Source organism: Deferrivibrio essentukiensis, from assembly GCF_020480685.1.
Lineage (GTDB): Bacteria > Chrysiogenota > Deferribacteres > Deferribacterales > Deferrivibrionaceae > Deferrivibrio > Deferrivibrio essentukiensis.
In genome coordinates this window covers 104,601-131,320 of the sequence record NZ_JAJAFU010000004.1, presented here as the reverse complement: position 1 = coordinate 131,320, position 26,720 = coordinate 104,601, and the positions used below count along the sequence as shown (strand labels likewise).

Sequence of the window (26,720 nt, the reverse complement as noted above, 5' to 3'; positions counted from 1 at the left end):
TGAGGTGAACAGTATGAATATTCAACAGATTATGAAACAAGCACAAAAGATGCAAAAAAAGATGGAAGAAATGCAGGCAGAAGCAGCAAAAGAGGTTGTAGAAGCTAGTGCAGGTGGCGGTATGGTTACTGTTAAAGTAAACGGTAAACAGGAGGTAGTAAGTATTACTATTGAGAAAAGTGTCGTTGACCCGGAAGATGTGGATATGTTGCAGGACTTAATAGTTGCTGCGGTTAATGAGGGGATAAAGAAATCACAAGAAATGCTTCAGGAAAAAATGGCAAGCGTAACCGGTGGGATGGGGCTGAATTTTCCTGGAATGTTCTAATAGATGTTCAAAATAAAATCTTTTGATGATTGCGTTTTTGAGCTTAGCAAATTGCCGGGCATCGGGAAAAAAACGGCGATGCGTCTTGCACTTTATCTACTGAATAAAGATTTGCCTGACATTGAAAGACTATCCAATACCCTTGTAAATTTAAAAAAGAATACACGGATATGCAAAAAATGCTTTGGCATATCAGAGTCTGATATCTGTGCCATATGCGCTGACACCGGGAGAAATAACGACACTATCTGCGTTGTGGAAGAGCCTAAAGATGTTTTTATAATTGAAGCATCTGGCAGATATGATGGACTATATCATGTTTTAGGTGGGAAAATAGCCCCCCTTGATGATATCGGACCTGACAAACTCAGGATAAATGAACTAATCAAGCGCGTAGAATCAGAAAATATTAACGAAATCATTATTGCCACAAACCCGGATATAGAAGGTGAAACTACTGCTATTTATATAAAAAAAAGGCTATCCCATATAAATAAACTGCTTATTACAAGGATAGCAAGCGGCATCCCCATAGGTAGCCATCTTGAATACGCTGACGAGGTAACTATTCTTAAATCTATTGAAAATAGGAGAGAAATGCGTTAGTAGGTTAACGTTCGAAGTAACAAAAGGGATTGCAAATTTATTTTAAGTTTAAAGTTGCAAAATAATATGATATTATAAGTTATAATTTGTTAAATGGGGTATAAATGGACAACCTTTTTTGGTTTTCGGATGAAGGGATTCTTAGCAAGTTTGAGTCCGAACTTGATAGGTTAAAAATAGAATCCAATGCGAAAGCTACTTTTCTTATTGATAAAAATGGACAGCTGATAGGCTCAAGCAAAAATACTGAAAGCTATGACAAAACATCTATCGGTGCCCTTGTGGCAGGAAATGTAGCAGCCACTGGCGGACTCGCCAACCTTCTTGGAGAAAAGGAATTTTCTATACTTTTTCATGAAGGGGAAAATGAGCATGTCCATATAAGCCTTGTTTCAGGAAAATTGATACTTGTTGTTATATTTGACGAATCCACTTCCTTAGGACTTATAAGACTTAGGGTCAAAAAATCTCTCAAAGTGTTTGAAAGACTCCTTATAGAGCTTGAAAAAAATGCTACTCAGGGAGACAAAGAAAATATATTTTCCGATATAACAGAAGACGATATTGATAACTTATTTGACATAGGGGGAAAATAGTGTCCTTCATAAATTATTCTACCAGAGAAATAAATTGTAAAATAGTCTATTACGGCCCGGGACTTTGCGGTAAAACTGCCAATCTTCAATACATTTACGATAAAACCGATCCCAATCTAAAAGGGAAAATGATTTCTCTTGCCACGGAAACAGATAGGACGTTGTTTTTTGATTTTATGCCCCTTAAGCTTGGAGAAATTAAAGGTTTTAAGGTAAGGTTTCATCTTTACACTGTTCCAGGGCAGGTATTTTACGATGCAAGTAGAAAATTGATATTGAAAGGGGCTGATGGCGTAGTATTTGTAGCTGACTCTCAGGTAGACAGGATGGATGCAAACCTTGACAGCTTTGATAACCTTAGAGATAATCTTCAAGAGCATGGTTACGATTTGGATACTATCCCTCTCGTATTGCAATATAACAAAAGAGATCTCCCGGACATCGTCCCTGTAAAAGAGCTTGAAGAAGCTCTCAATTATAGAAATGTAAAGTCGTTTGAAGCAGTAGCGATAAAAGGTGTCGGAGTATTTGAAACCTTAAAGCAGATTGCAAAGGAAATAATCATTAAATTGAAAGGATAACAGGTGCCAAAAGATATAATTATAAATTCAACGGTAAACGAAGTAAGAGTGGCCATACTCGATGGCGGAAGTGTTTCGGAAATATACGTAGAAAGGGCAAGAAACAAAGGGATTGTTGGTAATATATATAAGGGAAAAGTTGTAAAAGTATTACCCGGTATGCAATCCGCCTTTGTTGATGTGGGGCTGCCCAAAGCTTGCTTTTTACATGTCGCAGATGTCTATGTTGAAGATGCTGAACTCTTTTCTCTTTTAGAAGACAGAGTGGTTGATGTTATTGATGAAACTGAAGTTAAATCAAATAAAAATGACAACATATATGTACCCATTGAAGATCTTATTCGTGAAGGGCAAGAGATAACAGTTCAGATTGCCAAAGAGCCAATCGGTCAAAAAGGAGCAAGGATTACTACTCACTTGACGATCCCAGGTAGGCATCTTGTACTAATGCCTACATACGATCACATAGGTGTGTCAAGGAAAATAGAAAATGAAGAGGAAAGGGAGCGATTAAAAAATATTCTAACTGAGATAAAGCCGGCGGGAATAGGGCTTATAGCAAGGACTGTATGTGAAGGCTCCAATATTGATGATTTAAAGGCAGACCTTGATTATCTTATGAGACTTTGGAATAAAACCAGTGACCTTGCCAAAAAAACGTCTGCACCATCATTGCTTTATGAAGACCTCGATCTCATTTATAGAACCTTAAGAGATTATACAAACGAAGATGTAAAAAAGATTATTGTTGATAATAAAAGTGAGCTTTTAAAGATAAAGGAATTTGTAAGAGAGTTTCTCCCCAACGCTCATTTGAAGATTGAGCTTTACGAAGGGGAATTGCCTATTTTTGACTATTACAATATTGAAATTGAGTTAAACAGACTTACAGACAGGAGAGTGTGGCTCAAGTCCGGCGGTTATATCGTTATTGACCAGGCTGAAGCATTAACCGTTATAGATGTAAATACCGGGAAATATGTAGGAAAGCGGAATTTTGAAGAAACCATTCTTAAAACAAACATAGAAGCAGCAAAAGAGATAGCTTGGCAGCTCAGATTAAGAAATATTGGTGGCATAATTATCGTAGATTTTATAGATATGGAGCGTGATGAGCATAAAGAAAAAGTCCTTAAAACATTGGAAGATGAACTTGCTAATGACAGAGCTAAGGCATCGGTTGTCAATATATCCCCACTTGGTCTATACGAAATTACACGAAAAAGGGTTCAAGAAAGCTTAACAAAAATTCTAACAGAGCCTTGCCCTTATTGTGAAGGTAGAGGCGTTGTAAAATCTAAGATAACTATCTGCTATGATATAATGAGGGAATTAAGAAGAATAGCACCATACTTTACAAAAAAAAGTATAATGGTTGAAGCTCATCCGGACATAGTAGACATGATTTTAAGTTACGAAAGGGAAAGTATTGATGATATAGAGTTAATGTATAATATCTCAGTAGAAATAAAATCAAACGAAACATACCATTTGGAACATTACGAAGTAGTTCCTTACTAAATATTAAGGATTGTTATGTACAAGAGAAAAGATGGCTATTATAAAATGGCCAAAGCAGAGGGCTACAGCTCTAGGGCTGCATATAAATTAAAAGAGATAAACGATAAATATAAGCTTATCAAAAAAGGTGACACCGTACTGGACGCAGGTTGTGCACCGGGGGGATGGCTCCAGGTACTTTCTGAAATTGTAGGAAACAGTGGTAAAATTGTCGGTGTGGATATCCTTGATATCAAAAATGTTAAAGGAGAAAATATTCACTTTATCAAAGGGGATTTGACTGAAGCTAAAACACTTGAAGAGGTTTTGACATATTCCAACCGGTACCATACCGTAGTTTCCGATGCTGCACCAAATACTTCAGGCCAAAAGATTGTTGACCATATGAACAGTCTTGAGTTGGTTAAAACAATATTCAATTTCACAAAAAAAGTGCTTGTAAAAAATGGTAATTTTTTATTCAAACTCTTTGACGGAGAGGATAGAGACGATTTTATAAAAGAGCTAAAGAATTATTTTAAAAATGTAAAGATATTAAGACCTGATGCTACACGTAAAAATTCTTTTGAAATATATGTAATTTGTCAAGGTTTTTCGGGTAATGAACAGTAAGATTTTATCTGAAATACTTAAAAAAGTGGAAAATGGCAACCTGTCAGCAGATGAAGCACTTAAAGAGCTTAAAATTGCCGAGATGAGGGGAAAAGATTTTTTTATAGACACACTTAGGAATCTTAGACAGGGGTTTGAAGAAATTATTTATGGTAAACACAAGAGTAAGTTTCAAATCGAAAAGATTGCAGAACAATACCTAAATAATAATGTAAATTTTCTCTGCACCGGACTTGATGATGATAAGATGAATTATCTAAAAGGAAAGTTTCCGGATTGTGAATTTCTACATCATGCTTCAATGATGAGAAAAGTTTATACACCTAAAAAAATCAAGGGTCATGTTTGTATAGTGACAGCCGGGACTTCAGATTTAAAGGTTGCCTATGAGGCACAAGAAACACTTAACACATTGGGTGCAAAAAGTGAAATTTACGCTGATATCGGCGTGGCAGGAATGCATAGAATATTTGAATTCAAAGATAGAATAGAAAAATCAGACGTGCTCATAGCTATTGCAGGGATGGAAGGTGCACTCCCTTCCGTATTAGGTGGAATGTTTGCCATGCCTATTATTGCCGTCCCTACTTCTGTAGGATATGGGACAGCACTTAATGGCTTTACCCCGCTTTTTGCAATGCTCACAAGCTGTGCTTCGGGTATCTTGGTCACTAATATAGACAACGGTTTCGGAGCAGCCATGGCAGCGTTTAGAATTTTAAAGGGGAAATATGATTAAACATTTCTCTGAAGAGTCAATACTATTGCTTGATAAACCATTAAACGAAGTTGAGTATGTAGTCTTTGACCTTGAAACAACGGGAATTTTTCCCGAAAGAGGGGATAGGATAATTGAAATTGGCGCTGTAAAAATTAAGAACAATTTCAAAATATCTAAAACAAAATTTCATAGACTTATAAAAACAACACAAACAGTAAGCGACAGCTCTTTTGAAATTCACAAAATTACTGAAGATGAGCTCAAAAATGGTGAAGAAGAGTGTGTAGCAATATACGACTTTATCGATTTTGCAAGAGGCTCTGTGCTGGTTGCTCATGATGCTTCCAAAGATATGGCATTTTTAAAACATTCCCTTAAAGATTATTTTGTAGAAAATCCATTCGATATCGTTATTGATACCCTTTCACTATCCAAAAAAATAGCACCCTTAGCCTCCGGCCACAGCCTTGATGCAATAATTGAAAGATACAGTTTAAGGGGTAAATCAGGGTTTAAAAGGCACAGAGCACTTTACGATGCGGAAGTTACTGCACTTTTTTTCAGATTTGGCGTCAAAAAGCTCTTTAAAAACCAATGTTTTTCACTTTTTGAGCTGATTGAGTTTTTGGATAGAAGAAAATAAAAGGGGGAGATTCCCCCTTTTTAAATTATTTATTTTGTTTCCGAAGCAGGACAGCTGGCACACTTTGGTGACTCGGAAGAAGCAGCACTACATGCTGATTCCTTGTTGGCACTGTTGCCATTCGATTTTCCTTTATAGTCGGTTACATACCAACCGCCACCCTTTAAATGGAAACTTGACAAAGATATAATCTTTTTAGAATCGCCGCCACACTTAGGGCATTTTCTGCTCTCATTTAAGGCCGATATTTTCTCCATTAACTGAAAGAGGTTATTGCACTTAGAACATCTGTACTCATAAAGTGGCATCTTCACACCTCCGCTTTTTTATATTTTCAGCGAGATAATATGTTTAAAAATACAAAAAAAATCAAGTAGTTTAATTAAAAAGCAATATTTGTCAAAAGGTTCAGAGAATATTTACACTCTTTATTAAATAAAATATACAGTCATTTCAACCTTGCCTCATTTTATATAAGAATTTAACATAACACCCACAGTGGTTAGAAAAGATAATTTACCACAGAGCATACGGAGGGGCAGGGGAAAAATATCCAAATTTTAAAAAGCTTAAACAAAGACTATTTGCCCTTCAAGGTAAAAAACCAGGCTAAACAAAAGTCAAATTTTCTCTTAAAGATGCAAAAAATGGAGTGACGACTAACATAACCCCTTTGACAAAAGTAAAAATAGTTATAAGATATTTTATGCTATTAGAATTTATAATTTATTTATTCTACGGGCTTTCTTTCTTTATAATGGGTTTTGCAATACTCCTTAAAGATAAAAGGTTTAGTCGCCTTGAAATTGCGAATACTCTTAGGCATTTAGCTTTTTTTGCCATACTGCACGGAATTCACGAATGGTTAGATCTTTATTTATTGACTAGCAAAATTTATATGAGCAATGAAATATTCTTAATATGGCACAAGTATAAGTTTGCCTTACTCTTAATTTCCTTTTTATTTTTGTTTTACTTTGGATTTAAGTCACTTTTGATTGTGTCTTCTATAAATATTAACAAATCAATTAAGACATTTTTGGTATCTGTTATGGCACTGATTGCGTTGCCAACTTATATTTACTCTTTTCAAATAAGTAATGACAGCCTTATAAGATATATCTTCGGATTCTCTTCAGCTACCTTGTCAGGCCTTGTTTTTATAATACTATCGCACAGATATGCCAAAAAAAATATTTCAAGTTACAAAAATCTTCTTAAATGTGGATATCTTTTTATTGGGTACGGTATTTTCAGCGGATTAATAACATCGGATTATTTAATTGATAAACTTGCCGTAATTTCTATAAGAGGATTATTGGCAATTTTTATTTTTATTTTCTTGTTCAGATTTTTGAAGGTATTCGACGATGAATTTATTCAAATATTAGAAGATAATCTAAATAAATCTGCCCTCAATGACAGGTTCTCTTCAATAGGTAAACTTGCTATGGGAATTGCTCACGAAATAAATACCCCACTAACTAATGCTACTATGGTGATAGAAATCCTTAAAAGTAAACTTGAATCTAATAATCCAAAAGTTATGGAAAAATTAAATTCTCTTGAAAAAAATATAGACAGGGCTGCCAAAATAGCTAAGGAATTGTTACTCTTCTCAAAAAATGATAAAATTGAGTTATTTGAAATAGTCAATATTTCTGAAATTATTGAAGGCATAAAGTTTTTTATTAAAAATCATCCGAAATTTAAATATGTCAGATTTGATATAAATTCCGACTTTGGATTTGAATGCATACCACACAAAATTGAAGAGCTTCTTGTCAATTTGATTCTAAATGCTTTTGATGCTACTCCGGAAAATCCCGAAATCGTAATATCTGCTGACAGTACTGATAGATACGTTCATTTGTATGTACAAGATAACGGAATAGGGATAGATGATTCTATTAAAAATAAAATTTTTGACCCTTTCTTTACAACTAAAAAACCTAACGAAGGGACTGGACTTGGACTATATTTATGTTATAATATTGTCAAAATTCACAAAGGGATAATATCCCTTGAGCAAAGGGAAGATGGCAAAACAACTTTTGCAATAAAATTACCGAGGTATCAAGATTAGAAAGTCAATTTTAATTTTTGATGACGATAGGGAAGTATTAGAAAACTTAAAGGAATTACTTGAGAATAATACTTTCGAAGTTTACACTGCATCAACTCAAACGCAAGCCTTTGAAGTAATTGAGCTTGAGAATCCAAACGTTTTGCTGCTTGACTATTTGATGCCAGAAATTGATGGTATATCTTTTCTTAAAAAGGTAAGGGAAACCAATAAATTTATACGCATCATATTAATAACGGCATTCTCGACTGTTGAGCTTGCAGTAGAGGCGATAAAAAAGGGTGCTAATGACTTTATTTCAAAACCTTTTAAAAAGGACGATTTGATAATAAAAATTAATAAATCATTGGAAGAGCTTAGATTTATGATTAAGTGTTGTGAAAAAAACCAAATAGACGATATTCTTTCCTGTCTCTCAAATAAAATTCGTAGAGATATTCTTGTTATGCTGATGAAAAGTGAAGAAATGCGTTTTATGGATATAGTCAGAGAGCTTAACTTGGAAGACCACACAAAGCTAAATTTTCATATCAAAAACCTTATTAAGAGTGGACTCGTAAAACATACGGAGCATAGTTACAAAATTACCGACTACGGTATTAACGCCCTTCAGTGCATTAACAAACTTATTTAACTATTATTGTGAAATATATTTCACATCACAGCACTAATTGTGATTTTCTTTTATCTGGAATTAATATCCATACAATACTAATGTAGGTTACGGGAAACTTTTTTAATTAATTAGACGGAGGTTTATATGAAAAAAGTTTTGATGCTTTGCGTAGTGTTTGCTTTTGTTATTTCTGCATCAGTATTTGCTGCGGAAAAAAGCAAAGAAAATGGTTACGTTGGTTCAGAAGCTTGTAAAAGCTGCCACGCGGATATTTACAACTTATTTGTAGAATCAGGACACCCTTACAAGCTTAGAAAAGCAGAACTTGCTAAAAAAGCAGGCTTGCCTGTGCCAAAAGGTTACACATGGGACGATATCTCTTATGTAATCGGTGGAAAAACTAAAAAGGCAAGATATATCGGACTTGACGGTTACATTATTACTACCGATAAAGAAGGGAATAAAATGCCTACTCAGTATAACTTGGCTGACGGTTCTTGGGTCAATTATCATGCAGGTCAAATTACCCCTTACAAATGTGGTCCTTGCCATATGACCAATTACTCTCCTGAAGGTCATCAAGATGGAAGACCCGGTATGATAGGTACATGGTCATTTGACGGTATTCAGTGTGAAGAATGTCACGGACCTTCTTCCGCGCATGCAGCCGATCCTAAAGCAGTTAAGCCAATTGTTGACACAAGCTCAAAAGCATGCGGTAAATGCCACATTAGAAGCTCTGCTGATAAAATCCCTGCTTCAGGTGGATTTATCAAGCACCATGAACAGTATAATGAACTGTTAGCAGGTGGTCACAAAGATTTAAATTGTGTAGAATGTCATGATCCTCATGCAAAAACTGCAGTAAGTATCAAAACTGATTGCTCAAGCTGCCACAGCGAAATAGCTGCTAAGTATGAAAAAACAATTCATGGTAAGAGCAAAATTGACTGTAAAAGCTGCCATATGCCAAAAGCTGCTAAATCAGCTTTGAAAACAGATGACTATGCTGGCGATGTAAGATCTCATATATTCAAAATCAATACATCTGCTGACTACTATATGTTCACTGAAGATGGCAAATTAGCTAAAAATGAACTTAGCCTTGAATATACTTGTAAATTATCCGGATGCCATGCAAGCATGAGTAAAAAGGATGCTTCAAAATACGCTAAGAAAATTCACTAAAATCTAAAATAGGAATTTAAAAAAGCCCGCTTTAGCGGGCTTTTTTTATAGAATATCATCTGTCTCTTTTGGTTTATACTCTAAAATCTCGATAAAATTTTCAATATCTTTTTTTGGGATATTCCCCTTTTCAGGGATATTTAAAACTTTTACCTTTTTATAAAAATTCCACATATCAAGTTCAATAATATCGCCTGGAGAAACTTTATAGGAAGGTTTAACCTTTTTTCCATTAACATAAATAAAACCTTCGTCAGCCGCCTCATTTGCAACTGTTCTTCTTTTCAACAAAAATGATACTTTAAGAAACTTATCTATTCTCATTAGTTCATGTATTTTACAAATATAGTTTTTTTATGCTCTTCAAGCCAATTGTCATAAACTTTTTGATATTGAGCTTTTTTAAGTTTGTCAACTATTTCACTTTTTAACTTCTCATCTATATCGTATTTAGACTTAAAGTTTTCCACAAAGAAATATTTAACAACATCGCCATCTTCTATCCTTACAATATCCCCCTTTTTAACATCTTTAAATTTTTCCTTTAAATTATCGGGTAAAAAACCCAACTTAATGTTTCCAATATAGCCGCCAGATTTAGCTGACTTGTCAGTGGAATATTTTATTGCCAAATCAGCAAATGAGGTCTTCCCTAACTCTTTTTTCAAATCATCTTCTTTATCTTTTTCTATAACTATCATTCGAAGCTCAAAACTATCATCTAAATCCAAAATTGAGTTATTTTCATCAATGTACTTTTTTATATCCTCTTCTGCCACAACTAACCTTGGTAAGATAACTCTTGAGTTAAGTCTCGCATTAATTATGTCCATTTTTATCTGCCACTTATATTTTTGAAAAGTCAAGTCTTCCTTCTCTAAAAGCTGCTCGAGCTGCTCTTTGGTAATATTATTTTTTTCAAGTATCTGATTTATTGCCATATCAACTTCATCTTCACCTATTTTTATCCCTTCCCTTTCAGCAGCAATTTCAATAGTGTATTGATTTACCAAAAACTCTAAAACACTTTGGTAATATTTTTTCAACAAATCATTTCTTTTTTGCTCATCTTCCACAGAATAAATCTCTTTAACCTTTTTAGGGTTAAACGACTCAACTTCATATTGGGTAATTATCTTATCTCCAACGATAACTAGTATTTTGTCAATTGTTTTTGCTTGAATTGTCAGACTCAAAAGTAAAATTAACACCACCAATAATTTTAATCTCAGCATTTTTTCTTAACTCCTTTATTAAATTTTCTATTAAATCATTCTGTTTTGACTCATAAACTTTAGAGTAAATCTCCCCTGATGCCTCTTCAAATGTACCACTTACAGTGCTTTTAGCGATATCCCTCAGTGAAAAAATATGATAACCGTAGTCAGATTTAAGAACAGGGCTGACTTGTCTTATCCTCATTTTCTTCACATATTGAAAGACTTCCGGCATAACATCCAAATCAATATAACCCATATCACCACCTTTTTCAGCATATGGGTCTTCAGAGTAACTTTCAGCTATTTTTTTAAAAGAATTTCTCTGTCTAAGAAGCTCCCTTGCTTTATCCGCCTTTTTCTCATCGGTTGTAAATATGTGCCACACATTATAAAGCGTCTTATTAACCTCCGTCTTACTCATATTGTCATAATACGCTTTCAAATCTTCTTCCGTTACTTTAACCTTTTCTTCTACAAGCTTATTTAAATAGGCTTGCACCACCATATTCTCATATATTATTTTTTCTATCTGAGCAATGTCAGGCTGTATCTTACCTGTAAAAATGGATAAGCTATCCTCTTCCGCCCCTTTATTAAACTTTTCAACCACCTTTTTAATCCTTTGTCTATCTATATTTATCCCCGCTTTTTTTGCTTCTCGTAAAAGTAAAATATGATTTATAAAGTCATTTAATATTTTGTCTTTGATTTCAGTATTTTCCACCTCTTTTTCGTCCATCTCTTGCAGGAGATAATATGCATAATTTATAATATCTTCATTGTAATATGGTTTATTATCAATAATTAGTACAGGTTTTTTAGTATTTAACTCTATATCTTTCTCGTTTTTTGCTTCATCACTTTTATCCGAACACCCGATAAATAATATCAAAAAGAGTAAAAGAAAAAGTTTTTTCATGTATATTTTACCACCCTTAAACCTAACTTCAGATAGATATTTTATTTAGCTAATAATTCACTATTTTTCAGTATTTCATTTAAATAATCAAGCATTTTAAATGTATTCTCAAATAATATTACAGATTCCGCTCCTCTCACCGTAAATTCAAAGCTACCCGTAAAAAGCCCCGTAATATTCAGTTTCTTCATAGCTTCCAAAAACATATTCGGGTCTAAGAATGCTGTTTTTTCATGAAATTGAAGTTTTACTTTTCCAGAAAGAATTATAATTTTAACAACATTAAGCATTGACGCAAGATTTCTTATTAACATAATCCACAGTAAATTTTCTACCGGCTCAGGAAGACTTCCGTAAATTGAGCGTATTTCATCATAAAGATAATTATAATCCTCTATATTTGTTATTTCTGCAATTCTATTGTAGTAATTGATTCTGACTTTCGGATCTCTGATATACTCAGCAGGTATGAAATAAGGGTATGAAGACTGAATCTCTGTCTTTACAATATTTCTTTTAACCCCTTTTAGTTCATTTACAGCTTCTTCAATAAGTTGCAAATAAAGCTCATACCCTATATTTACTACAAATCCCGACTGCTCTGCACCAAATAAATCTCCGGCTCCCCTAAGTTGCAAATCGTAAGACGATATCTTAAAACCACTCCCCAAATCACTTAATTGCTCCACAATCTGAATCCTTTTTTTGGCAAGCTGTGATAAGCCGTTAAAGTTTTTTATGTAAAGATAGCAGTAACCTCTTCTGGTAGACCTGCCCACACGCCCTTTTAACTGATAAAGCTGAGCAAGTCCAAAATTTTCAGCGTTTTTAATAATGATACTGTTGGCATTTGGAACATCTATCCCATTCTCAATAATCGTAGAACAAACGAGTATATCGGTATCACCATCGTAAAATTTTTCAAGAGATTTCTCCACCAAATTTGAGCTCATCTGTCCATGTGCCACATCTATCCTTGCAAAAGGGATAAGCGCTTTTATCCATGCTGCAGTTTCATTTATTCTGGCAACATTATTTTCAAGAAAATATACCTGCCCACCTCTTTTTAATTCATATTCAATTGCCCCCTTAACCTCTTCATCATGGCTGACAAGCTTTGTCACTATTGGGAGTCTGTCAACAGGCGGTGTTTCTATGACACTTATATCCCTTACGCCTGACAAAGACATTTGCAATGTCCTCGGGATAGGGGTAGCACTCATTGAAAGAACATCGATATTTGATTTCATATTTGTTATTTTTTCTTTATGCGATACTCCAAACCTCTGCTCTTCATCAACTATCAAAAGCCCTAAGTCCTTGAAGATTACGTCTTTTGACAACAGCCTGTGGGTACCTATGATAATATCTATCTTACCTTCAGCAAGCTCAGCTAAAATTTTTTTAATATCCTTATTTGTTCTAAATCGTGATACATAATCTATTGTAAACGGAAGATTTTTCATTCTTGAGGAAAATGTGTCATAGTGCTGCTTAGCCAAAATTGTCGTCGGACATATTACCGCCACTTGTTTGCCACTGGATGCAGCTTTGCATGCAGCTCTGATAGCCACCTCAGTCTTACCAAAACCGACATCACCACAAATTAGTCTGTCCATCGGTCTGTCCGATTGCATATCCGAATACACATCGTAAATTGCCGCCAATTGATCCTCTGTTTCTTCATATTCAAAGCTATCTTCCAACATATTTAGATAAGTATTGTCTTCTCCATAGAAGGCTTTCCCTCTTGTTGCTTTTCTCTCTGCATAAAGCTTAAGAAGGTCCATGGCAATTTTCTTGGCACTCTTTTTTGCCTGTTGCTTCAGATTTGCCCACTTTGCACTTTTAAGGCTATTTAACTTTGGCTCCGTATGACCTGAGGCGAAATACTTTTGAATTTGTGAAATACTGTCAATGGGGACATATAGTATCTCGCCACCGCTGTATTCAAGCTCTAAAAAGTCCCCCTCAACACCACCAATCTCCTTATGAGCAAGGCCTTTATAAAGTCCTATACCATAATCGATATGGACTACATAATCCCCCGCCTGCAAATCGGTAATATTGGTTTTGAATGCATCTTTTTTGGATATAGTTTTTTTTCTCTTTTTTGCAAAACCAAATATTTCAAAATCGCAGGCAAGAAAGATTTTATCTTCTTCGTCAATAAATCCGCCGGAAAGCCTCTTTTTTAAAAGGTACACACCACTTTTCAAGCTATCTTCATACGATTTTATCTCATTGACATAAATATGATGGTCATTTAAAAAAGTCTTTAAAACCTCTTCAAACTTTTTGTTATCAATTGCCACAATAATTTTGAATTCTTTATAACCTTTCAATATATCAATAAAACTTTCAATAGAGTGATAGATATTGTTCTTTTCATAACTAAGCTTTAATGCCATATTTTTGTAGTTTTCCACTACAGTCGGACTGCCAGAATAATCCACCATTACCGTAACATTATTTTCAATGAGCCTGCCAAAATCTTTTTTTCTCAAAAAATTATTAATCAGATAGTCGTCCACATCTTTAAGCCTTTCTTCAAGGTTATAATAAAAATTATCAAGTGATTCTTGAATATCATCAAAGGCAAAGATAATCTCTTTTTCACCGGCACAATAGTCAAATATGGTATCCATCTTTTGATACACATAAGGTGCATACCAAAAATAGCCCCCAAATTTTCCAAAGTTTTCAAACTTTTCCTTTATTTGAATATTGGGAATCTTTTTTGAAATCTCAGCAGATTCATATATCAAGTCTGTAGCAGGTAGAAGTGTAAATTTTTCAAGAGATTCCACAGGCTTGAAATTATCAATATCATACGTATATATAGACTCTATCTCTTCATCAAAAAACTCAACTCTCACAGGCAAATCTGACGTAACAGGGTAGACATCAAATATATCCCCTCTAAAGGCAAATTCACCTTTATCCGTAACCACTTCAACGTTAACATAACCAAGTATATCAAGATAGTATATTATTTCATCTCTGGACAACTCATCAGAAATTTTAAACTCAAGAATTGACTCCTTAAAAACATCTTTGGTTGGCAAAAGTTTTAATAAACTGTAGAGTGTGACCAGTATGATATTCCCTGATGTTTTTGAAAGCCTGTAAAGAGTCTTTACCCTTTCGCTGATAACGTCAGGCATTATCCTTACCATTTCAAAAGGTTGGATGGTATATTCCGGAAACCTTAAGTAGCTGTCCTCACCAAAGAAAAATGAAAAATCGCCTGACAATTTTTCAAGCTGCTGTGTATCTTTGACGACAACAAAAGTGTTTTTACCCTTATCTCTTATTTTTTTTAAATGATATGAAAGGGATGCCCCCCAAAGATTAGAAATTGTATTCATTTGCAATATTTTCGGATAACTTCCTCTATGATGTTGGTTGTGGCAAAATTTTCTTCAAAATTTAAAGAAAAAACTTCCCCACCGTTATCAAGCACTATATCGGAGCCAACAATTTCATCCACCTTCCAATCCCCCCCTTTTACAAGTATATCAGGGACAAGAAGTTTTATTAAATTGTATGGAGTGTCCTCTTCAAAATACGTTACATAGTCAACAGGCTTAAGCCCGGCAAGCATCTCCATACGCTCATTCAACTTATTAATGGGGCGTTTTTCCCCTTTCAATCTTTTGACTGAGTCATCACTGTTAACACCGACAACAAGTATATCTCCAAGCTTTTTAGCTTCTTCAAGATACCTTAAGTGGCCGATATGTAAAATATCAAAACAACCATTCGTAAATACTACCTTGCCATTAATATCATTTAATCTGTCTTTTAATCTATCGGGAGATAAAACCCTCTCTCTTGCAAGCACTTTTACCCCTTACAATCTTACTATTAAATCGGAAAACTGCCCAAACATCAATTCATCTACCAATTCACATATTATATGAGCAGCCTGGATGTGAACTTCCTGGATTCTTGCTGTAGTTTTACAGTCCACATTAAAAAGTATGTCGCACAGACCGTTCATTTTACCACCATCTTTTCCTGAAAAGCCTATCGTTTTTATGTTATTTTTTGCAAGATATTTTAATGCTCTCAATACATTTTCAGAATTACCGCTCGTTGAAATTCCCAATGCTATATCGTTATCATTTACAAGAGCTTGCACCTGCTTCAAAAATATATCATCAAAAGTATAGTCATTACCTATCGAAGTCAAAACTGAGGTATCTGTTGTAAGAGCTATCGCCGGCAAAGGTGGCCTTTCCATTTTAAATCTGTTTACAAACTCAGCAGCAATATGCTGTGCATCAGCAGCAGACCCCCCGTTGCCAAAAATAAACAATTTCCCACCACTTACAAAAGTTTTGGCTATCTCTACCGCAATAGATGACAGCACAGGGATACTTTCAGCAAAAAATTTATTCTGAGTCTCCTGAATCTCTTCAAATATATCAGTGATAAACTTTTCCATCACGCCTCCAAATGATAATATTAAAGTTTTTGAGCCGCTTTCGTCGCCAAAATTGATCTTTCCCCTTTAAGGAGTGTCACCGCGGCAGCTATCTCATCATCTTTAAATCTATCCATAACATAAGTAAGCCCGTTTGTGTAGTAGTCAATATAAGGGTTATCAATTTGATTAGGGTCACCTGTCAACACAATTTTTGTCCCTTCACCTGCTCTTGTAAGTATTGTTTTAATTTCATGTGGGGTCAGATTTTGAGCTTCATCCACTATAAAGTATTGATTGGGGATACTTCTACCTCTGATATATGTTAATGCCTCTATCTCTACAAGGTTCTGCTCAAAAAGCTCTTTATACGTAGACTGTTCATTTGTGTTTTCAAGGATAAAGCTTAAATTATCGTAAACAGGCTGCATCCAAGGGGCAAGCTTATCTTTTATTTCACCTGGGAGAAAACCCAAATCTTTCCCCATCGGGAAAATTGGTCTTGATACCAAAAGCTTACGATACTTCTTCTCATCTATAGTCTTTGCAAGCCCCGCTGCAATAGCCAAAAGGGTCTTACCTGTCCCTGCAATACCTGCAATACAGACAAGCTTTATAGAATCATTGGTCAAAGCATCGTAGAGAAATCTTTGCTCGGAATTTCTGGCAATTATCCCCCAAAGTCCATCCTTATACTCTTTAATCTTAACCAAACCATTACTTATTTTATCAAATCTTACCAACACACTCTTCTTGGGATTCAATTCAGACTCTACCCTCAAATATTCATTTGGTAAAAATTCTTTTTCTAACTTAACAACCTCATTGTTGTATAGTTTGTCGACAAGCTCATCTTTAATAGCAATTACTTTTGTACCCTCAAAAAATCTATCTGTCTCAACTCTATCTTTCTCATAATCGATAGATTTAATCCCTAAAACATCGGACTTGATTCTGAGATTTGCATCTTTTGTAACGAATATGACCTCTTTTTTCTCATGCTCCTGCAACCATAGCGCTACTGAAAGTATAAGATTATCTGCTTTGTCTTTTATCAAATCACTTGAAATTTTAGATGCAAGATGATCATTGCACACATTGACCCGAACAGTTGTCCCGTTTTCAAGCTTGACCCCTTCCCTCAAATCACCCTCTTTTCTAAGCTCGTCAAGAAATCTTGCAATATACCTTGCATTATAGCCGGTCTGATCCATATTTTTTTTGAAATAGTCTATCTCTTCGATTACCGTAATGGGAATATTGAGTGTGTCCCCATTAAAGCCATAAACCGCATTCGGATCATAGAGCAACACATTAGTATCAAGCACATAATTAGTCATTTTCCACCCCTTTAAAGAATCCCTTTAAAAAATTTTTGTAGTGCAGGATAAGTTTTTATAACACTTAAAGCTGCACTTTTATAACCTTCACTTAAATTGTCAAATCCATATTTTGCTCCTGCCAATGCACCTGTTACCGCGCCTATTGTATCAGCATCACCACCGAGATTAACTGCTTTTACCAAAGCCTCCTCAAAACTGTTTGATTCGAGGTTAACATGCAAGGATGTTTGCAGTGTAGTCACACAGTAGGCAGTCGTAGTATAGAAAACGGGATTTTCAAAAATCTCATTAATATCACTTATCATATCATAATATCTTATCTTTGCCAGTCTTAAGCTCTCGGCAAAAGAATATCCATAGATTAGTTTTTTCAAAATATAAGTGTAGATCATATTTGTAAAAATACTCACCGGATGCCCATGGGTAACAGCGCATGAATTAGCGCTTGCCTCATCAAGCTCTCTGTCAGTTTTTTTCAAATAATAAGGGACTATAACTGAAGAGCGCATAAGTGCACCATTTCCATTTGAGCTTCTGTCAGTGCCCGCCCTTTCAGAAATCAAAGCCTCCTTAGTTGTATTACCATACCCAAAAGATCTGCCATCAGGGGTGTACCTACCTTCGTAAAACCATCTTAAATAATGCTTTCTTTCATTTTCCGTGTTTACTTTGCCGTCCGACTCATATAAGGAAAATGCTAAAGCTATCAACATCGAAGTATCATCACTCCAGATTATCTTTTTTATTTCCGTAACACATTTTTCATTTAGTTTTAAAGGCGGATACGGTTGAATATTCCCCTTTGTACCTTCTAAAGGTAGCCCAAGCATATCTCCAAGGATATTCCCGGCAATCATCCCCCTGACCCTGTCTACAATTTCGACATCAGTTTCATTAAGCACTGACAAGACCTCTTTTGAGTGCAGGCAGTCAGATATTTTATCAAAATTTTCATTGCACCTATCTGTCAAAATCGTCTCCGAGCTTTACCTTTAGCTTACTTTTGCTCACAAAAAAGTTTCCACCTTTGAGAACAAGTTCAGGAAATCTGATACCTGAATACACAGGTATTTCATTTATTGTTGCATACTCCATGGCATATGAAAGCAAAGATATATTATCGGTAATAATAGGCTTTTTGGAGTTGTCTTTCATAAAAGCTAAATTTTCATATATACGAACATCATTTAAGTTACCATTGAAATCATCTTTGTGAAAGAATGATAAAATATCAAACTCTTTCTGACTCAACAACTTACCAATAATCCCTTTTGCTATTTTCTCCACATCCGGTATATCTTTTTCAAATATCTCATATGGCACTATCTGCAGCTTATACCGCTCGGTTTGCCATTTTTTAAAGAAATAAGTAAACTGTATATTACCGTAGTAATTATCATCCAAAATATTTTTTAAGTCATTATATTCAATATAATAAATAGTATCTTTATGTTTTATTTTAGATTCGCCCAGAAGTTTTTCTGTCAATTTATTTAATACACTCTTTATCTTTGTAAAAACCCTCACAGAAGTAAAAGAAAGCTCATCCCTCAAATCAAGAGTTTTGTGAATCTCTGCAACCGAGCTTTCCAACCTCTTTCTTTTAAAAACATTAAGCTTTGAATATTTTTTAGTCTCCTCTTTAGGTGATAATGGCTTCCGTCCACTATATACACACATTTTCAGAAAACCCGAGCTCAAATCAAACGACTCAGGGACTACAATCTCATTATTTGAAAAAAACGGGCTTTTTGCTCTTGTCTTGTAAATAAGTCTTAAAGTATCATCTAAATTTTCGAGTTCATCATATATTTTCATAAACTGGCTAATAAAATTCAAAAAAATCATCTGAGCCGCAAGAAATAGAAGAGAAATATGTTCTAAAAACTCAGGTTCAAATATGTACGTTTCATCAATACGATCCGCCTTTTCATCAGCCTCTTTTATAAATTCCTTAATCTCATTCTCAGAAATCTCAAGCATAGATATTTTTGGATTTTTCAACTTTTTCTTTTTATCTTTAAGAAAGCGAAATTGTGAGTAATTTAACTTTAGCAGTGACTCCCCTGCATTTAAAGATTCAAAAGCCATATGGTAAGTACTCAAGCTACCATAAACTTTACCCCACAAAAGCTTAACAGAAGGGGAATAGACTCTGAAGCTTGCATGAGCAAAAATTACTGACAAAACTTCAGGAATACTGCTTAATATTGAAGCTGTCAGAGGTGTAACTGTAAAAGGGAAAATATCCTTGAAAATAGAGAAAAAATAAAGATTATCATAGTCAGCGCTGTCATTTCTGCAAATACTATATTCTACACCTGAAAGAGGCCTATTTATTAATATTTTGTCTTTCAATAACAATTTTTCATAACTATCTACTAAGGTAATATCAACCAGGTCTTTTGTACCTTTAACGACTTTTGCGCTAAATGTTTGGCCTATATTTTTCTCAATGTCAGACAAAAGCTCTGAAAGTTTTGTAAACTCACTGTCTTTTAAAAACTTTTCCCCTTTTATGACTCTTACAAAATCCTTATAAATCCCTTTTAATAGTAAGATACTATTTTCTTTATATTTAACAAAATGATAACCAAAATTATCAAAGTAAAAATTATAACACTCAATAATTTCATTCTCATCAACTTCACTGACAATGCTTAAATTTAGGGTTAGAATTATATCTTTAACTAGTTTATCCATACCCATTTTTACAACAATAACAACATCAAATCAACACATATTGAACAGTCCAGTTATGTTTCACTTATGCAAATAAAAAATATCTTATTGAAGTTTTATACAAAAATAACTAAAAGAGTTTAAGTATGCTATTTTCAGGAGAAAATATGGAAAAATTAATTGAAAAAGCTTCTGTTTTGGTTGAGTCCCTCCCATATATAAAAAAATTTTATGGGAAAACCATCGTCATCAAATATGGCGGCCACGCAATGGTGGATGAAGAGCTTAAAAGTAGTTTCGCTAAAGATATAGTATTGTTAAAATACATAGGTATTAGCCCCGTAATTGTTCATGGCGGAGGCCCCCAGATAGGGGAAATGCTAAAAAAATTAAATATACAGAGCACATTTGTGTCAGGGATGCGTGTAACTGACAAAGAAACAATGAATATAGTTGAAATGGTATTAGCCGGAAAAGTAAATAAAGACATTGTAAATTTAATCAACAAAAATGGCGGCAAAGGGATAGGGCTTTCCGGAAAAGACGGCGAGCTGATTAAGGCAAAAAAGTTGGTTATAAATGAAGAGAATGAACTTGTAAAAACTCCTGAAATAATTGACCTTGGACATGTAGGTGAAGTAGAAAGTGTCAATACCAAAGTTATAGATACCATCAAAGATGAATTTATCCCTATAATAGCTCCTGTTGGGATTGGGGATGACTTCGAACCTTACAATATCAACGCAGACCTTGTGGCCGGTGCAGTTGCATCTGCATTAAAAGCCGAAAAACTAATTCTCTTAACCGATGTGCGCGGAATTTTGGATAAAGATAAACACTTACTCTCCTCCCTTGATAAAGAAAAGATACGCATCATGAAGAAAGATGGAACCATTCAAGGGGGTATGATTCCAAAAGTAGATTGTGCTCTAAGTGCACTTGAAAACGGTGTAAATAAAGCTCACATTATCGATGGGAGGATAAAGCACTCCGTTTTACTTGAAATTTTTACGGATACTGGAATAGGGACTCAAATCACGTTATGATATACCAAAAAGTCCCTGACAAGTTTTTAAAAGAAATTATTGCTGTCAACTGTTGTAACAATACAGAAATTATTGAAGCTTTTTCAAATGTCCCTCGACATAAATTTGTAGATGAAGCACTTGTAAATATAGCTTATCAGGATAACGCACTGCCAATCGGTTATGGACAAACGATTTCAAAACCTTCCACCGTCGCTTACATGACTTATCTACTCGAGCCTTGCAAAGTGGATGAGATACTTGAAATAGGCACCGGCTCAGGTTTTCAAACAGCTATACTCTCAAGACTTTGCAAAACTGTATATACTGTTGAAAGAATTCCTCAGCTGTATGAAAGGGCTTCCAGAATTTTAAGAAGTATGCATTTTGGTAATATTCGCTTTAAAATCGACAACGGGAAAGCAGGATGGGAAGAAAATGCACCATTTGATAAAATACTGATTACTGCAGGGCACACCGAAATTCCCGAAGCACTGGTATCCCAATTAAAAAATGGTGGTAGAATTGTTCTCCCGCTAAATAATCAAATTGTCATCGCCGAAAAAGAGGATGATGCTCTAATACTTAAAAATACAAGTAAAGAGTGCAAATTCGTCGATTTTGTTGTGTAGCCTGTGAGTAGTGAAAAGTGAACAGTGAATGTTGAACGAACATTAGGTGCAAAAATGTTTGACACAATATAGTGTTTAACTTTTTTTCACAAAAATATCGATATATTCAATTTTAATATTGCCTTTTAGTCTTTTTTTTGCTCTAATTATTTGGGGGATAGAATGAATGAGGAATTCAAAGACGACTTAATTCCTGACGAGCCTCAAGAGGATTCTGACAGTGATTCATTTGAAATATTAGAATCTGAAAATATCGAATGTAGTGCCGCTGATGATCTTGAAATATTTAAAATTTATCTAAATGAAATCGCAAACATACCGTTGCTGACTAAAGATGAAGAGATTAAGCTTTCTAAAGAGATACAAAATGGTTGCCTCATCGCCAAGGAAAAGATGGTAGAAGCAAACTTAAGACTTGTAATCTCAATAGCAAAAAAATATATGAACAGAGGACTACCCCTTGAAGATTTAGTCAATGAAGGGAATATCGGGCTTTTAAAAGCAGTTGAAAAGTTTGACTATAAAAAGGGTTTTAAGTTTAGCACTTATGCCACATGGTGGATAAGGCAGGCTATTGAAAGGGCTATAACCAACCAATGCAGAACTGTTAGAATCCCGGTACATATGACCGAAAATATAAACAGGGTAATGCGTGTTCAAGCAGAATTCCAGCAAAAAAAAGGGAGAGAACCTACTATGCTTGAATTATCAACTGCCTGTAAAATGCCATTATCTACACTGAAAAAGGTTTTTGATGCAATTCAACAGGATACCTCACTTGATAAGGTAATAGGTGAGGGGGAAAATGCTACATTGCATGAAATAATTCCTGATGAAAATTTAAGCATTGACCCATATAAAATTGCCGAATCTCAAAGTTTGAGAGAATTAATTCTCAAATGGATGGAGTTTTTAACTGATACAGAAAAAGAGATTATTGCAAGAAGATACGGTCTTTTTAGTGGTGAACAGGAGACCTTGGAAGCAATAGGGGAAGACCTTGGAATCACACGTGAAAGGGTGAGACAGATTGAAAAAAGGGTTTTAGGGAAATTAAAAAATTTTATAAAAACAAAACAGTTAAAGGCAGAGGAGTTAATATGATTGTGGTACCTGAAAATGACTTACAACTTAGACTAAATCAATTCAAAAAATATATGGCTGAGCTTGATGAAAATTGGGAAGCTTGCTTTATCTTTGGCAAAATAAATATGTATTACTTCACTGGAACAATGCAAAATGGAGCATTTTTTATTCCGAGAGATGCAAGCCCGGTATTATATGTAAGAAAAAGCTATGAAAGAGCTCTCATTGAGTCAAAAATAGGTAAGATAGTTAAGATAAATAGTTTTAGAGATATCGCTGAAGATATTGGAAATAACTTTGAAACCGTACACATTGAAAAAGAGGTAGTGCCTGTAGCATTTATCGAGAGATTCAACAAATATTTTGGTATAAAAAATTTTAAATCCTTGGATATGGCTGTTGCAAAAAGCAGAGCTGTTAAAACCGATTTTGAATTATCATTAATGAAAAGAGCGGGAGAAATTCACAGAAAAACTCAAGATGAAATAGTCCCTACTTTGCTCAAAGAAGGGATATCCGAAGCCGAGCTTGGCAGCAAAATTCTCCAAGCATCTATCGCACTTGGTAGCTTTGGACTTACAAGAATGGGCTCCTTCAACGCTGAGTTGTATCTTGGCAACATCTGTTTTGATGATAGCGGTAACTATTATAATTCTTTTGACGGCCCTGCCGGTATAAAAGGCTTAGGAGCAGCTGTGCCACTTTTTGGAAGCTTTGAAAAAAAATTGAAAAAAGACTCGGTAGTCTTGTTAGATATAGCATGCGACTTTGAAGGATACCACACAGACAAAACGGCAATTTACGCATTTGGAAAAATCCCCCAAAAAGCCTATGACTACCACCAAAAATGTGTGGAAATCCAAAATATGGTTGCAGAAAGGCTTAAACCTGGAAATATACCTGAGGAAATCTACTTTGAAGTCATGAATAAAATAGATAAAGATTTTGACGTAAATTTTATGGGATTTGGGCCAAATAAAGTAAAATTTTTAGGGCACGGAATTGGGCTTGTTGTTGATGAATATCCGGTTATTGCCAAAGGTTTTAAGGAGCCCCTTGTGGAAAATATTGTTATGGCCATAGAGCCTAAAAAAGGGATTGAAAATGTTGGTATGGTTGGCACTGAAAATACTTTTGTAGTTACTAAAAATGGAGGAGTGTCACTTACTGGAAATTATTTTGATATTATACAAGTATGACAAATAGTTATAAAATTATAGAAAAATACAAATCGGAAATAATGAAATCTTTTACGACTCTTGAAGGACTTGCCGAGCCATCTTTTCAAGAGTATAAAACCACACAGTTTATCATCGATGAACTGAGCAAAGCAGGCATCAAAAGTATTACAAATCTTAATACAGGCTGCTTTGGAACACTTAATTTTAACAAAGATACCACTTTAGCCATCAGAGCAGATATCGATGCACTACCTTACAATGATGAAAAAACTGTTTACCGACACCTCTGCGGTCACCATTTTCATTCAACCGCCCTTCTTGAAACTATAAAAATTATTGTAAAAGAAAAATTAAAACTTAATTCAAACCTTAGATTTATATTTCAGCCGGCAGAAGAGAGGGTAAGTGGTGCAGAATTTATTATAAAAAATGGCGGGATGGAAAATGTTACAGAAATTTATGGACTCCATGTAGACCCTGAGCTCTTTATCGGTGAAATATATGCAGAGAAAGGGCCTGTCATGGCGGGGGCAAGGCATTTTAGCATCACCATGTCAGGTAAAAGCACACATGCTGCTTATCCGCACTTAGGAACAGACCCGATAGTAGCATCAGCAAACTTTATCCAAACTGCCCAAGCTATTGTATCCAGAATGGTAGACCCTTTGAAAAGTGCTGTTTTAACTTTCGGCTCCATTAATGGTGGAAGTGCTCATAATATTATTCCTGAATCTGTTACTATCAAAGGGACTTTCAGATTTCTTGATGATGAAAACAGTATGCTTATTGAAACAAAACTTAAAAATATTTTAAGTAGCATCGATAAATCTTTTGGCACCGTCAGCAACATTGAGATTGATAAAGGCACTTATCCTGTTTGTAACGATGATTCGCTCTCCCATAAGATTAAATCAATTTTACAAAGGGATAAATTTAAATTTATAACATCTCCCCATTTGTCTATGGGTGGAGAAGATTTCTGCTTTTACGGCAAACTTGCCCCATCACTATTTATCAAATTTGGGACAAGGACAAATGACAAAATTATCCCAATTCATAATAAAGAGTTTAAAGTATCCGCTGAGCCTTTATTTGATGCCATATATATGTGGATTAAGATTCTTACTCATTAGCTTTGAGGTGTAACATAGATTCTCAACTTATAAACGTTTATTTAAAACTTAAGAGCATAAAAGGGGTAACACCAAGAAACATCTCTTTAATTGTAGACAACTTTGGTAGTATCGAAAATATATTTAAACTTAAAATTGAAGAACTTATAAACATTGGCATAAAAGAAACCATTGCAAAAGAAATTATAAATATTAATCAATTAAAAGATGATTTTGTAGATGAGCAGGTTAAACTTATTAAAAAACATAATATCACAGTGCTCGTTCTGGAAGACGAAAATTATCCGTTAGAATTAAGAAATATTTATGACCCGCCACCGGTACTTTTCGCATACGGTAACCTCGAGTGTCTTAAAAAACCAAAAATAGCCATTGTAGGTGCCAGAAAATCATCGGAAAGAGCAAAGAAGATTGCTGCAAAAATAGCAAGCGACTTAGCTGAAGCAGGGATAAATATAGTAAGTGGGTTTGCAGCTGGAGTTGATATAAATGCACATATCGGAGCAGCAGAAAAAGGGAGTACGACCGCCGTATTTGGCTGCGGACTATTGACAGTTTATCCTGCCGCAAATAAAAGATATCTGAAAAAAATACTCGAAAATGGTATGATAATTTCTGAATATTGGCTAAATGAGCCACCAAATTGGTACAACTTCCCCCAAAGAAACAGAATTATAAGCGGTCTATCTCTGGGGACACTTGTGGTTGAAGCATCTAAGAAAAGCGGCTCACTCATCACTGCCAAGCTTGCCCTGGAACAAAACCGTGAGCTTTATGCAATACCTACATTTCCTGATTCCATAAACGTGGCCACTAATTTTCTTATTAAAAATGGGGCTATACTTGTGGAAAATTATCTGGATATAATAGAAAATACTCCGCAACTGCTAATAAATCTAAAAGTAATTGACAAAAAAGAGCAAGGCAATATTATAGAGCTGACTGATAAAAGCAAGCCCGTATACGATTTGATATCACAGCAGCCTTTATCCTCTAATGAACTGATATTGAAAGTAAACATGGATTTTATGGAGTTGATGACTTGTTTAACGGAGCTTGAGTTGAACAATCTAATTAAAAGAGGGCTTGACGGGAAATATTATATATACTAATTCTCTTATAATATAATTGGAGATAAGATGGACAAAATAGTTATAGCTTTAAATTTGATAATGGATTTTATCGATTCAAATACATTTGTAAATGAGCAGGATATCGCCGATTTCCTCTATAATACAGGGTTTGACGACTACGAGATAAGACAAACATTATCTATGTTAGATTTTAATTCATTTGAAGGGATGCCCATTATAAGGCATTTTTGTGTTTCCGAAAGAAACAAACTTACCCAAGATGCAATGCTTTACCTTCAAAAGCTTATGCTTACAGGTTTTTTAGATTTCATTTCTATGGAAGAGGTTATAGAGAAGGCAATGGATGCAGATGCATCAAAAATAGATGCAGAAAATATAAAACAGATAATTTTATACACACTTCTTGAAAAAAAATCCTTGTTAAGACAAGAGCTAAAAGAGGAAAAGGATCTTACCAATTAACTATCTGAGGTTT

At 34.7% G+C, this 26,720-nt stretch carries 28 protein-coding genes; 18 read left to right on the top strand and 10 right to left on the bottom strand.

What is annotated here, in order from left to right; genetic code table 11:
• Nucleotides 1–13: 13 nt before the first annotated feature.
• The 8 genes from LF845_RS03650 (at nt 14) to LF845_RS03615 (ending at nt 5,608) form a co-directional block, all read left to right on the top strand.
• On the top strand, nt 14–328 hold the full coding sequence (locus tag LF845_RS03650; protein ID WP_242819642.1) for a YbaB/EbfC family nucleoid-associated protein: 315 nt from the start codon (nt 14–16) through the stop codon (nt 326–328).
• 3 nt (nt 329–331) lie between these two features.
• Nucleotides 332–934 carry a recombination mediator RecR gene (recR, locus tag LF845_RS03645; RefSeq protein WP_242819641.1) on the top strand — a complete coding sequence of 201 codons (603 nt, stop codon included), beginning with the start codon at nt 332–334 and terminating at the stop codon, nt 932–934.
• A gap of 104 nt (nt 935–1,038) precedes the next feature.
• Complete coding sequence (locus LF845_RS03640; RefSeq protein ID WP_242819640.1) at nt 1,039–1,530, top strand: roadblock/LC7 domain-containing protein; 492 nt, start codon at nt 1,039–1,041, stop codon at nt 1,528–1,530.
• On the top strand, nt 1,530–2,111 hold the full coding sequence (locus LF845_RS03635; RefSeq protein ID WP_242819639.1) for a GTP-binding protein: 582 nt from the start codon (nt 1,530–1,532) through the stop codon (nt 2,109–2,111). Before LF845_RS03640 ends, LF845_RS03635 begins: the two co-directional genes overlap by 1 nt.
• A gap of 3 nt (nt 2,112–2,114) precedes the next feature.
• Entirely contained in the window at nt 2,115–3,632 is a 1,518-nt protein-coding gene (locus tag LF845_RS03630; RefSeq protein ID WP_242819638.1) for an Rne/Rng family ribonuclease, read from the top strand.
• A gap of 15 nt (nt 3,633–3,647) precedes the next feature.
• Complete coding sequence (locus tag LF845_RS03625) at nt 3,648–4,244, top strand: RlmE family RNA methyltransferase (protein WP_242819637.1); 597 nt, start codon at nt 3,648–3,650, stop codon at nt 4,242–4,244.
• A complete protein-coding gene (gene larB, locus LF845_RS03620; RefSeq protein ID WP_242819636.1) occupies nt 4,234–4,983 on the top strand; it encodes a nickel pincer cofactor biosynthesis protein LarB in 750 nt (249 codons plus the stop codon). The genes LF845_RS03625 and larB overlap by 11 nt, the downstream gene beginning before the upstream one ends.
• Nucleotides 4,976–5,608, top strand: a complete 633-nt coding sequence (locus tag LF845_RS03615) for a 3'-5' exonuclease (RefSeq protein ID WP_242819635.1) — start codon at nt 4,976–4,978, stop codon at nt 5,606–5,608. The genes larB and LF845_RS03615 overlap by 8 nt, the downstream gene beginning before the upstream one ends.
• A gap of 29 nt (nt 5,609–5,637) precedes the next feature.
• Here the strand turns inward: LF845_RS03615 and LF845_RS03610 are convergent, their stop codons facing one another.
• Nucleotides 5,638–5,916, bottom strand: a complete 279-nt coding sequence (locus LF845_RS03610; protein WP_242819634.1) for an FmdB family zinc ribbon protein — start codon at nt 5,914–5,916, stop codon at nt 5,638–5,640.
• A gap of 365 nt (nt 5,917–6,281) precedes the next feature.
• Here LF845_RS03610 and LF845_RS03605 point away from each other — a divergent pair, with 365 nt between their 5' ends.
• The 3 genes from LF845_RS03605 (at nt 6,282) to LF845_RS03595 (ending at nt 9,498) form a co-directional block, all read left to right on the top strand.
• Nucleotides 6,282–7,694 (top strand): sensor histidine kinase, encoded by a 1,413-nt coding sequence (locus LF845_RS03605; protein ID WP_242819633.1) that lies wholly within the window; start codon nt 6,282–6,284, stop codon nt 7,692–7,694.
• Nucleotides 7,684–8,328, top strand: a complete 645-nt coding sequence (locus LF845_RS12005; protein ID WP_341352891.1) for a response regulator — start codon at nt 7,684–7,686, stop codon at nt 8,326–8,328. The genes LF845_RS03605 and LF845_RS12005 overlap by 11 nt, the downstream gene beginning before the upstream one ends.
• Nucleotides 8,329–8,454: 126 nt before the next feature.
• The gene (locus tag LF845_RS03595) at nt 8,455–9,498 is read left to right on the top strand and encodes a cytochrome c3 family protein (RefSeq protein WP_242819632.1); all 1,044 of its coding nucleotides are present in this window, start codon (nt 8,455–8,457) and stop codon (nt 9,496–9,498) included.
• 45 nt (nt 9,499–9,543) lie between these two features.
• On the opposite strand, the gene LF845_RS03590 is transcribed toward LF845_RS03595, so the two are convergent.
• The 9 genes from LF845_RS03590 to LF845_RS03550 are packed head-to-tail and all read right to left on the bottom strand — an operon-like array spanning nt 9,544 to nt 20,115.
• Nucleotides 9,544–9,822, bottom strand: coding sequence for an RNA-binding S4 domain-containing protein (locus tag LF845_RS03590; protein ID WP_242819631.1), 279 nt, complete (start codon nt 9,820–9,822; stop codon nt 9,544–9,546).
• Nucleotides 9,822–10,733 (bottom strand): SurA N-terminal domain-containing protein, encoded by a 912-nt coding sequence (locus LF845_RS03585; RefSeq protein WP_242819630.1) that lies wholly within the window; start codon nt 10,731–10,733, stop codon nt 9,822–9,824. The genes LF845_RS03590 and LF845_RS03585 overlap by 1 nt, the downstream gene beginning before the upstream one ends.
• Nucleotides 10,663–11,637, bottom strand: a complete 975-nt coding sequence (locus LF845_RS03580) for a peptidylprolyl isomerase (protein ID WP_242819629.1) — start codon at nt 11,635–11,637, stop codon at nt 10,663–10,665. Before LF845_RS03580 ends, LF845_RS03585 begins: the two co-directional genes overlap by 71 nt.
• A gap of 41 nt (nt 11,638–11,678) precedes the next feature.
• Entirely contained in the window at nt 11,679–15,008 is a 3,330-nt protein-coding gene (gene mfd / locus LF845_RS03575) for a transcription-repair coupling factor (RefSeq protein WP_242819628.1), read from the bottom strand.
• Nucleotides 15,005–15,484, bottom strand: a complete 480-nt coding sequence (gene rfaE2, locus LF845_RS03570; protein WP_242819627.1) for a D-glycero-beta-D-manno-heptose 1-phosphate adenylyltransferase — start codon at nt 15,482–15,484, stop codon at nt 15,005–15,007. The genes mfd and rfaE2 overlap by 4 nt, the downstream gene beginning before the upstream one ends.
• Before the next feature lie 9 nt (nt 15,485–15,493).
• A complete protein-coding gene (locus tag LF845_RS03565; RefSeq protein ID WP_242819626.1) occupies nt 15,494–16,090 on the bottom strand; it encodes a D-sedoheptulose-7-phosphate isomerase in 597 nt (198 codons plus the stop codon).
• Nucleotides 16,091–16,110: 20 nt separating this feature from the next.
• Nucleotides 16,111–17,409, bottom strand: coding sequence for a PhoH family protein (locus tag LF845_RS03560; RefSeq protein ID WP_242819625.1), 1,299 nt, complete (start codon nt 17,407–17,409; stop codon nt 16,111–16,113).
• 11 nt (nt 17,410–17,420) lie between these two features.
• Nucleotides 17,421–18,383, bottom strand: coding sequence for an ADP-ribosylglycohydrolase family protein (locus tag LF845_RS03555; protein WP_242819624.1), 963 nt, complete (start codon nt 18,381–18,383; stop codon nt 17,421–17,423).
• Nucleotides 18,373–20,115, bottom strand: a complete 1,743-nt coding sequence (locus LF845_RS03550; RefSeq protein ID WP_242819623.1) for a hypothetical protein — start codon at nt 20,113–20,115, stop codon at nt 18,373–18,375. The genes LF845_RS03555 and LF845_RS03550 overlap by 11 nt, the downstream gene beginning before the upstream one ends.
• 146 nt (nt 20,116–20,261) lie before the next feature.
• Here LF845_RS03550 and argB point away from each other — a divergent pair, with 146 nt between their 5' ends.
• The 7 genes from argB (at nt 20,262) to LF845_RS03515 (ending at nt 26,707) form a co-directional block, all read left to right on the top strand.
• Nucleotides 20,262–21,140 carry an acetylglutamate kinase gene (gene argB / locus LF845_RS03545; RefSeq protein WP_242819622.1) on the top strand — a complete coding sequence of 293 codons (879 nt, stop codon included), beginning with the start codon at nt 20,262–20,264 and terminating at the stop codon, nt 21,138–21,140.
• Nucleotides 21,137–21,751, top strand: a complete 615-nt coding sequence (locus tag LF845_RS03540; RefSeq protein WP_242819621.1) for a protein-L-isoaspartate(D-aspartate) O-methyltransferase — start codon at nt 21,137–21,139, stop codon at nt 21,749–21,751. The genes argB and LF845_RS03540 overlap by 4 nt, the downstream gene beginning before the upstream one ends.
• A gap of 162 nt (nt 21,752–21,913) precedes the next feature.
• Nucleotides 21,914–22,855 (top strand): sigma-70 family RNA polymerase sigma factor, encoded by a 942-nt coding sequence (locus LF845_RS03535; RefSeq protein ID WP_242819620.1) that lies wholly within the window; start codon nt 21,914–21,916, stop codon nt 22,853–22,855.
• Nucleotides 22,852–24,036 (top strand): M24 family metallopeptidase, encoded by a 1,185-nt coding sequence (locus LF845_RS03530; protein WP_242819619.1) that lies wholly within the window; start codon nt 22,852–22,854, stop codon nt 24,034–24,036. Before LF845_RS03535 ends, LF845_RS03530 begins: the two co-directional genes overlap by 4 nt.
• Nucleotides 24,033–25,151: a M20 metallopeptidase family protein gene (locus tag LF845_RS03525; RefSeq protein WP_242819618.1), complete on the top strand. Its 1,119-nt coding sequence runs from the start codon at nt 24,033–24,035 to the stop codon at nt 25,149–25,151. Before LF845_RS03530 ends, LF845_RS03525 begins: the two co-directional genes overlap by 4 nt.
• A gap of 2 nt (nt 25,152–25,153) precedes the next feature.
• Nucleotides 25,154–26,263 (top strand): DNA-processing protein DprA, encoded by a 1,110-nt coding sequence (dprA, locus tag LF845_RS03520; protein ID WP_242819617.1) that lies wholly within the window; start codon nt 25,154–25,156, stop codon nt 26,261–26,263.
• 27 nt (nt 26,264–26,290) lie between these two features.
• The gene (locus LF845_RS03515; protein ID WP_242819616.1) at nt 26,291–26,707 is read left to right on the top strand and encodes a DUF494 family protein; all 417 of its coding nucleotides are present in this window, start codon (nt 26,291–26,293) and stop codon (nt 26,705–26,707) included.
• Nucleotides 26,708–26,720: the final 13 nt, after the last annotated feature.